The following is a 255-nucleotide window of genomic DNA, read 5'->3' on the forward strand; positions in this document are numbered from 1 at the left end:
CAATTAACCTTCCGGCACCGGGCAGGTGTCACACCCTATACGTCCACTTTCGTGTTTGCAGAGTGCTGTGTTTTTGATAAACAGTCCCAGCCATCTGGTCACTGCGACTCCCAACTGCTCCATCCGCAAGGGACTTCACTGTCAAGAGCGAACCTTCTCCCGAAGTTACGGTTCTATTTTGCCTAGTTCCTTCACCCGAGTTCTCTCAAGCGCCTTGGTATTCTCTACCCGACCACCTGTGTCGGTTTGGGGTAC

The 255-nt window shown here is 52.5% G+C and carries 1 rRNA gene; it reads right to left on the reverse strand.

The features are described 5' to 3' along the window. A 23S ribosomal RNA gene (locus AACW87_RS17460) occupies nucleotides 1-255 on the reverse strand; the annotation flags it as partial.

Origin of the sequence: Aeromonas sp. MR7 (assembly GCF_963899385.1) — a bacterium.
Classification (GTDB): Bacteria; Pseudomonadota; Gammaproteobacteria; order Enterobacterales; family Aeromonadaceae; genus Aeromonas; species Aeromonas bestiarum.